The organism is Mesorhizobium sp. M1252, assembly GCF_040318265.1.
Lineage (GTDB): Bacteria > Pseudomonadota > Alphaproteobacteria > Rhizobiales > Rhizobiaceae > Mesorhizobium.
Genome location: NZ_JAMYLX010000007.1, coordinates 350413 through 358957, shown reverse-complemented (window position 1 = coordinate 358957; position 8545 = coordinate 350413). Strand labels below are relative to the sequence as shown.

General features: G+C 64.2%; 7 protein-coding genes and 1 pseudogene. 5 read left to right on the top strand and 3 right to left on the bottom strand.

What is annotated here, in order from left to right; translation table 11 throughout:
* Positions 1 to 227: 227 nt before the first annotated feature.
* Positions 228 to 1123 (top strand): annotated as a pseudogene (locus tag NKH22_RS17260) (HpcH/HpaI aldolase/citrate lyase family protein).
* Between the two features lie 39 nt (positions 1124 to 1162).
* Entirely contained in the window at positions 1163 to 1369 is a 207-nt protein-coding gene (locus NKH22_RS17255; RefSeq protein WP_023673921.1) for a DUF1737 domain-containing protein, read from the top strand.
* A 30-nt stretch (positions 1370 to 1399) separates the two neighbouring features.
* Here NKH22_RS17255 and NKH22_RS17250 read toward each other — a convergent pair whose 3' ends face one another.
* The 3 genes from NKH22_RS17250 to NKH22_RS17240 form a co-directional block, all read right to left on the bottom strand.
* On the bottom strand, positions 1400 to 1681 hold the full coding sequence (locus NKH22_RS17250) for a helix-turn-helix domain-containing protein (protein WP_023673920.1): 282 nt from the start codon (positions 1679 to 1681) through the stop codon (positions 1400 to 1402).
* A 9-nt stretch (positions 1682 to 1690) separates the two neighbouring features.
* On the bottom strand, positions 1691 to 2011 hold the full coding sequence (locus NKH22_RS17245) for a type II toxin-antitoxin system RelE/ParE family toxin (protein WP_023673919.1): 321 nt from the start codon (positions 2009 to 2011) through the stop codon (positions 1691 to 1693).
* 65 nt (positions 2012 to 2076) lie between these two features.
* Positions 2077 to 2499 (bottom strand): metallopeptidase family protein, encoded by a 423-nt coding sequence (locus NKH22_RS17240; protein WP_023673918.1) that lies wholly within the window; start codon positions 2497 to 2499, stop codon positions 2077 to 2079.
* A gap of 221 nt (positions 2500 to 2720) precedes the next feature.
* Here NKH22_RS17240 and NKH22_RS17235 point away from each other — a divergent pair, with 221 nt between their 5' ends.
* From NKH22_RS17235 to NKH22_RS17225, 3 genes are read left to right on the top strand one after another with little or no spacing between them, the layout of a single operon-like run.
* The gene (locus NKH22_RS17235) at positions 2721 to 3773 is read left to right on the top strand and encodes an ImuA family protein (protein WP_023694564.1); all 1053 of its coding nucleotides are present in this window, start codon (positions 2721 to 2723) and stop codon (positions 3771 to 3773) included.
* Positions 3715 to 5193 carry a DUF6504 family protein gene (locus NKH22_RS17230; protein WP_023726695.1) on the top strand — a complete coding sequence of 493 codons (1479 nt, stop codon included), beginning with the start codon at positions 3715 to 3717 and terminating at the stop codon, positions 5191 to 5193. The genes NKH22_RS17235 and NKH22_RS17230 overlap by 59 nt, the downstream gene beginning before the upstream one ends.
* The gene (locus NKH22_RS17225) at positions 5190 to 8462 is read left to right on the top strand and encodes an error-prone DNA polymerase (RefSeq protein ID WP_023822316.1); all 3273 of its coding nucleotides are present in this window, start codon (positions 5190 to 5192) and stop codon (positions 8460 to 8462) included. Before NKH22_RS17230 ends, NKH22_RS17225 begins: the two co-directional genes overlap by 4 nt.
* The last annotated feature ends 83 nt before the right edge of the window (positions 8463 to 8545 follow it).

The following is an 8545-nucleotide window of genomic DNA, read 5'->3' as shown; positions in this document are numbered from 1 at the left end:
TCCACACAGCGCGCCCCCTCCCCCCCCCCGGGCCCACAACCTCACCGCCGCCCCCCACCCCGTCGACTTTCGCGCTCCACCTCTCCCCCGATCGACGGGGGAGAGGAAAGGCCCCCTTCCGCAACTGCTGCGGGACGGGCGGGGCAGCGCAAGCTTTCGCAGTTGGCTCGTCATCAGGTACCGGTCGGACGCTTGCCTCCCCCGCCCACACGCGGCATAGATCGGCCATGACAAGCGAACCTTACCGCCCGCGCCGCTCGGTGCTTTACGTCCCCGCCTCCAACGACAAGGCGCTGGCCAAAATCGCGACGCTGGCCTGCGATGCCGTGATCATCGACCTCGAGGACGCCGTTGCGCCCGCCGACAAGGTCGCCGCGCGGGACAAATTGGCCGGCATTTTCGCCAGCCGACCAGTTGCCAATCAGCATGGGCGCCGCTGCGAAATGATCGTGCGCGTCAACGCGCTGTCCAGCGAATGGGGCAACGATGACCTGCTGACCGCGGCGAAATTCGAGCCCGACGGCATCCTGTTGTCCAAGGTCGCCACGCCGCGCGATATCCTCGAAGTCGGCGACGTGCTCGACGACAATTTTGCCCCCGACAGCGTCAAGCTCTGGGCGATGATCGAGACGCCCAAGGCCATGCTCAACATCGGCGCCATTGCCGAACTCGGCCGCGATCGCGCTTCGCGGCTAAATTGTTTCGTTGCCGGAACGAACGATCTGGTCAAGGAAACCGGCATTCTGGCGACGCCTGATCGGCGCTACCTCGTGCCTTGGCTGATGCAGATGGGCTGGCGGCGCGAGCCGGCGGCATCGACATACTCGACGGCGTCTCCAACGATTTTCGCGACCTCGACGCGTTTGCGCGCGAATGCACCGAAGCCGCCGCCATGGGGTTCGATGGCAAGACGCTGATCCACCCGGCCCAGATCGAAGCCGCCAACCGCGCCCTTGCGCCCGCGCCCGAAGCTCTGGCCGAGGCGCGCGCGGTGAAGGATGCCTTTGCCTTGCCGGAAAATGCCGGCAAGGGCGTGATTGCTCTGAACGGCAGGATGGTCGAGCGGCTGCATCTGGCACAGGCCGAAAAACTGCTGGCGAAGGCCGCCGCCATCGGCGCATGATCCGCCCCGAAAAGACGAACTCACGACAGGACCTGACCCATGAGACTTTACCGCTTTCTGTCCGCCCCCGACGATTCAACCTTCTGCCACAAGGTCACCGCGGCGCTGAACAAGGGCTGGCATTTGTACGGCTCACCGACCTACGCCTATGACAAGAAGACCAAATCGATGCGCTGCGGCCAGGCGGTGGTGAAGGATATCGACGGCCAGGAATACGGGCCGGATACGAAGCTGAGTGATTGGTAGGCGAGCTTTGCCAGCCTGTCTAAGACAGCGCTAGGCTGCCTCGGCAATATCAAGACGCACTGTAAGTCCGGCCTGTGTGGCCAGATTGATCAAGGTGTCCAGACTAAAATTCGCGATCCTGCCCCGCAGAAGATCGCTAAGGCGTGGCTGGGTAATCCCGAGCCGGTTGGCTGCTTCGGCTTGGGTAACGTCCCAACTCCGCACCCGCTGTTCGATCGCGATCAGCAAATTGGAGCGCATAGTCATGTTGGCGGACTGAGCCGGGGTGTCTTCCAGCGCATCCCAGACATTTTCAAAGCTTTGACGTTCCATGAGCATGTCTCACTGAATTTGCCTGAACCGCGATGCGGCAAGAGCCAAGTCTCGTTTCGCCGTCTGTTGCGTCTTCTTCTGGAAGGCGTGCAAGACAAAGACGGCGTCACCTATGCTGGCGACGTAAAGCACCCGGAACGCGCCAGCATCGTCTCGGACACGGATTTCCCGTACGCCTAGGCCTATCGTCGTCATCGGCTTCCAATCGCTTGGCTCAAATCCGAGTTGAACCTTGTGCAGTTGAACGCCCGTTTCCTTGCGCACCGCCTCTGGAAAAGCCCGGAGCTTGGCAAGAGAATCTCCAAGAAACTCCAGTCGCTTGGTCGGCATACAGGCTTTATATCAAAACTTGTATAATTTCACAAGCAGGCTCGCCACCTGAATATCGCACAGCCTTACTCCGCCGCCTCTTCAAGCTTTTCCATATCGTCGTCCGACAGGCCGAAATGGTGACCGATCTCGTGGATCAGCACATGGGTGACGATGTCGCCCAGCGTCTCTTCGTTCTCGGCCCAGTAGTCGAGGATGGCGCGGCGGTAGAGGGTGATGCGGTTCGGGCCTTCGCCGGTCTGCGGGTTCCAGCGCTCGGCGATGCCGCGGCCCTCGAACAGGCCGAGCAGGTCGAACGGCGTCTCCAGCGACAGATCGTCCATGATCTCGTCGGTCGGGAATTCGGCGATCATGATGACGATCTCGCCGGTCAGCTTGCGAAAATCGTCGGGCAGATGTGCGTACGCCTCCAGCGCCAGAAACTCGATCTCCTCGATCGAAGGCGAGAGTTCATCGTGCCAGGTGCGGGTCTTGTAGATGCGGGCCATGCTTTGTCCTTTGATCCGGCATATAGGCTTTCCCTCCGGACTCGGCAAATGGACGGGTACCTGGCCAATTCTTTGCGCCGAATGGCTGCGACCAAAGTCCAAGGTTGGCCTCGCCACCTTTGATCAAGGAATAAATTCCTTCTGACTCCGCTTGACTCTTTCGGCACCCTCTGGAATCTATAAGAACATAACAGGAACAATTATGAGAGAAATTGACCGTCATGGCGACATCAGCCGTGGCGCGGGAGACTGTTTTTGCCCTGCGCCGCCAGATCGCGAAGATCGAGGGAACGCTGCCCGAGCGCCTGGCCGCGCCGGCCGGCGAGCGACCTCGTGCGCGCGCTGACAGCGCTATCGGCGGTGCGCCCGAACCTAATGCCGATGTCACCATCATCCGGCGCGGGCTTGCCGTGGCTTCGCCGAATGCTTTCCTGGCGACCGGCGTCGAGCACCTCGATGCGGCGCTGAGCGGCGGCCTGCCGAAAGCCGCCTTGAGCGAAATCCATGGCCTTGAGACCCGCAATGCCGGGGCCGTCGCCGGCTTTGTACTGTCGCTGGTCAGCCTGATCCTCAAGGGCCAGCCCTTGCCCGTGCTGTGGATCGGCACATCGGAGATTTTTCGCGAGGCCGGCTTTCCCTATGCCAGGGGATTGCAGGGCATGTTCGGTATCGCACCGGAGCAGTTGCTGTTTTCCGAGGCGCCGAAACTCACCGATGCGCTGTGGGTAGCCGAGGAGGCCGCCAAGATGACGGCGCTCGCCGCAATCATTCTCGAGATCCGTGGCAGCCCGCAGCGGCTCGACCTCACCGCGACGCGCCGGCTGCACGCGCGCGCCCAAAACGCCGGCCGGCCGGTGTTCCTGCTGCGCCAGGCCGGCGAAGCCGAGCCGACCGCCGCCCCGGTGCGCCTCATCGTGTCGGCTGCACCAGCGAAATCGCGCCGGACGATCGCCGGGCCGCTTGCCGGCTCGATCGGCCACCCTGCCTTCACCGTCAGCATCGGCAAGAGCCGCACCGCTCTGCCTGGACAATTCACACTGGAGTGGAACCCCGATGAACACGCATTCGAAGAAAGAAAGCCCCGCGAAAAACGGGCAGAGAATTCTGTCGCTGTGGTTCCCGCATCTGGCGGCAGAACGGATCCTGCGCCAGCGCCTGGGACGGTCGTGGCGTTCCCGGCCTTCGGATCATCTGCCGCCATCTCACCCACCGCTCGTGATCAGCCATCGCGACCGCAACGCCCAGCGCATATCGGCCCTCGACGAGCGGGCTGAGGCGCTGCATCTGAAGCCTGGCATGGGCATTGCCGATGCGCGCGCCATGCATCCCTCGATCGACATCGTCGAGGCCGATCCGGACGCCGATCGCCGGCTGCTCGAAGGCCTCGCCGACTGGTGCGATCGCTATACGCCGCTGGTGGCGCTCGACGGTACTGATGGCCTTTATCTCGACGTCACCGGCTGCACGCATCTGTTCGGCGGCGAGCGCGCCATGCTGGACGACATCCTTGCGCGGTTTTTCCAGCAGGGTTTCGATGTCCGCGCCGGGTTGGCCGCGACGCCGGGTGCAGCCTGGGCGGCGGCGCGCTTCTGCGGCAACCGCATCGTTGTCTCCGGCGAGGAGGAAGCGCTGCTCGCCCCCTTGCCGCTGGCGGCACTGCGCATCGAGGCCGATATCCGCGCCAGCTTGGAAAGCGTCGGCCTGCGGACCGCCGGCGCGGTCATGGCAGCGCCGCGCGCGCCGCTCGCCCGTCGCTTCGGCGCGACCTTGCTGTTGCGGCTCGACCAGGCGCTCGGCCGCCTCGACGAGGCGGTATCGCCGCGCCTGCCCGTGGCCCCGCTTTCGGTCGAACGCCACCTGGCCGAGCCGGTCGTGCTGACCGCCGAGATCGAACGGCTGGTGCTCTTGCTGGCGGTGACGCTGAAGGCCGATCTCGAACGCCGCGGCGAAGGCGCAAGGATGCTGGCGCTGCTTTTGTTTCGCGTCGACGGCGCCGTCAGCCGCATCGCTGTCGGTACCTCGCGACCGTTGCGCGAACCCAAGCTTATCCAGCGCCTGTTCCATGAGCGGCTGGCCGCGCTCGAACAGGACATCGATGCCGGCTACGGCTTCGACCTGGTGCGGCTTTCGGTGCTGGCGGCCGCCGGCTTCGACATGCAGCAGGCCGATTTGACCGGCGAGACCGAGGATTACGGCGCCGACATGGCACTCTTTGCCGACCGCATCCGCGCCAGGCTCGGCGACAGTGCGGTGCTGAAACCGGTCGCCCTCGAGAGCCATCTGCCGGAGCGCGCCATTGCCACCATCCCGTTCTCGGAAGCGCCACAACGCAAAACACCGCTCAGGAAGCCGGGCTCGAAAGACGCGCCGCGCGCAACCATCTTCCCGCCGGAACGGCCGATCCGGCTGTTCCGTTCGCCCGAGCCGATCGAGGTGCCGGCCACCGAAATGCCTGAGGGTCCGCCGATGAATTTCCGCTGGCGCCGCGCGCTCTACCGGGTCGCGCGCGCCGAGGGGCCGGAACGCATCGCGCCGGAATGGTGGCGTGAAACGTCAAGCGATCCGCTCACATCGACGCGTGACTATTTCCGGATCGAGGATGCCGACGGCCGCCGCTACTGGCTCTACCGGCAAGGCCTCTATGGCAACCCGCAGGTGCCGCCGCGCTGGTTCATGCATGGGGTCTTCGCATGAACGCGCTGACCGTCATCCCCTATGCGGAATTCGGCATCCAGTCGAACTTCTCCTTCCTGCGCGGCGCCTCCAAGCCGGAGGAGCTGGTGGTGGCGGCCAAATTCCTCGGCTTTTCCTCGATCGGACTGGCAGACCGCAACACGGTGGCCGGCGTCGTGCGCGCCTGGCAGCAGGCCAAGGTCGAGAAGCTCGCCTATCACCCCGGTTGCCGCCTGGTGTTCGGCGACGGCACGCCGGACATTCTCGCCTATCCGCAGAACCGCAAGGGCTGGGGCCATCTCTGCCGCATGCTGACGCAAGCCAATTTGCGCGATGAAAACGAGAAGGGCGCGACCCTTCTCCAGCGCAGCGACCTGCTCGAATGGGGCGACCTGCTGTCGCTGGCGGTGCTGCCGGATCTCTCGGCGAATGCCGACGATCCCCTGGCATTGGTCCGTCAACTGAAAGACCGTTTCGGCGCTAATTTGCGGCTAGGCATGGCGCCGGATTATCGCGGCAATGACCGTTTCCGCATCGAGCAGGCGGCGGGCATGGCGGACATCGCCGGCGTGCCGCTGATGGCGACCAACGACGTGCTTTATCACAGCGCCGAGCGCCGCTCGCTGCAAGATGTGCTCACCGCCATCCGCCTCAATTTGCCGGTCGCCGAGGTCGGGCTGGAGCTGACGGCCAACGCCGAGCGCCATCTGAAGCCGCCGCTGGAAATGGCCCGTCTCTTCCGCCGCCATCCACCGGCGCTGGCCGAGACGCTGCGCTTTGCCGGCGAACTGACCTTCTCGCTCAGCGACCTCCAGTACAATTATCCCGACGAGCCGACGCAATCAGGGCTTGGGCCGCAGGCCGAGCTAGAGCGTCTGGCCAGGGAGGGGGCCGCCACGCGCTATCCGGCGGGCGTCCCCGCTTCCGTCTTGCAGCGCATCAGTGAGGAGCTCGCTCTGATCGAGCGTCTGAATTATGCGCGCTATTTCCTGACCGTTTACGACATCGTCCAGTTCGCCCGCAATGAGGGCATTCTGTGCCAGGGCAGAGGCTCGGCCGCCAACTCGATCGTCTGCTACTGCATCGGCATCACCGAGGTCGGCCCCGAGCGCATCGACACGTTGTTCGAGCGCTTCATTTCCGAGGAGCGCAACGAGCCGCCCGACATCGACGTCGATTTCGAGCATGAGCGGCGTGAGGAGGTGATCCAGTACATCTACTCCAAATACAGCGCCAAGCGCACCGCGCTGGCTGCCGCCGTCATCAGCTATCGCGCCCGCTCGGCGCTGCGCGAGGTGGCCAAGGCCATGGGCCTGTCGGACGATGTCCGCATTGCGCTCTCCAGTTCGATCTGGGGCTGGTCGACCTCGGAGCTCGGCGAGAAGGAGGCGCATGCCGGCGGCCTCGACCGCAACGAGACCTCGACCCGTCACGTGATCGCCCACGCCAACGAGATCATGGGCTTTCCCCGGCATCTGTCGCAGCATGTCGGCGGCTTCGTCATTACCCGCGACCGGCTCGACGAGATCGTCCCCATCGTCAAGACGGCGATGGAGGCGCGCAAGATGGTCGAGTGGGATAAGGACGATCTCGACGCGGTGAAGATCCTGAAGGTGGATATTCTGGCGCTTGGCATGCTGACCTGCCTGAAGCGCGCCTTCACCTTGCTCACCGACCATTATCCGAAGGCCCGGGATGATTACGGCCGACCCTATGTGCTGGCCACCCTGCCGCCGGAAGAGAACGACGTGTACGACATGATCTGCCGCGCCGACACGCTCGGCGTCTTCCAGATCGAATCGCGCGCGCAGATGTCGATGCTGCCGCGTCTACGCCCGCGCGAATTCTACGACCTGGTCATCGAGGTGGCGATCGTGCGGCCCGGCCCGATCCAGGGCGACATGGTGCACCCCTATCTGCGCCGTCGGCAGGGCAAGGAAGCGGCTGAATATCAAAAGCCAGAGCTGGAGGCTATTCTCAAGAAGACACTCGGCGTGCCGCTGTTTCAGGAACAGGCGATGAATATTGCAATCGTCGCCGGTGGTTTCAAACCCGGCGAAGCCGACGAACTACGCCGCGCCATGGCCACCTTCAAGCGCACCGGCACCATCGGCAATTACCGCCAGCGCATGATCGACGGCATGGTCGGCAAGGGATACACCAAGGACTTCGCCGAGCGCTGCTTCAAGCAGATCGAAGGCTTCGGCGAATACGGCTTTCCCGAAAGCCACGCCGCCTCCTTCGCTTTGCTCGTCTATGCCTCCTGCTGGTTCAAGACCTTTTATCCCGACGTGTTCTGCGCCGCGATCCTGAATTCGCAGCCGATGGGGTTTTACCAGCCGGCCCAGCTGGTGCGCGACGCGCGCGACCATGGCGTCGATATCCGCGACGTCGACGTCAATTTTTCCGACTGGGACTGCACCCTGGAGAAAGCCCAATTCGATCCGGGCCGCATCCTGGGGCGCCATGCCGAAATGCGCGGTGTCATCAAGACCCGGTACGCCGTCCGGCTTGGCTTCCGTCAGATCAAGGGCTTGGCCGAGAAGCGTATGGAAGCTTTCACCGCGCGGCGCGGCGCCGGCTTTACAAGCGTCAGGGATGTCTGGCTGCGCTCGGGCCTCGATGTCGGCGAGATCGAAAGACTGGCGCAGGCTGACGCCTTCCGCTCACTCGGCCTCGATCGTCGTGAAGCCTTGTGGGCGGTGCGCGCGCTGGATGGCAAGAGCGCCGCCGAACGGCTGCCGCTGTTCGACCAGCCGGCGATCCGGCTGCGCGAACTCGAGCCCGAGACAAAACTGCCGACAATGCCGCTCGGCGAGCACGTCATCCACGACTACCGCGCGCTCGGCCTGTCGCTGAAGGCGCATCCGGTCGCCTTCCTGCGCGAGCGGCTCGACCGCGCCGACGTCATTCCCAATGCCAATCTCGGCTCGGTGCGCGACGGCAGGCGGGTCTCGGTCGCCGGCCTGGTGCTGGTGCGGCAGCGGCCCGGCAAGGGCAATGCGATCTTCCTGACGCTGGAAGACGACAAGGCCGTCGCCAACGTCATTTTCTGGGAGCGGACCTTTACCCGTTTCCGGCCCATCGTCATGGGCGCGCGCTTCGTCAAGGTCACCGGCAAGCTGCAGTCGGAATCCGACGTCATCCACATCGTCGCCGAAAAGATCGAGGATTTGACGCCGTGGCTGACGGTGCTGCTGGAAGAGATGACGCCGGCTGCCCGGCCCGACATTGCCACCCTCTCGGACAAAGCTGAAAGGGTCATGCCCAAGGGGCGGAATTTTCAGTAGGCAAGTGCAGGGCGGTCGGGAGCCCATGACATTAATGCCGGCAAGGGCAGAGGGGGGCGCGAAGGATCGCCAACAGAATGGCT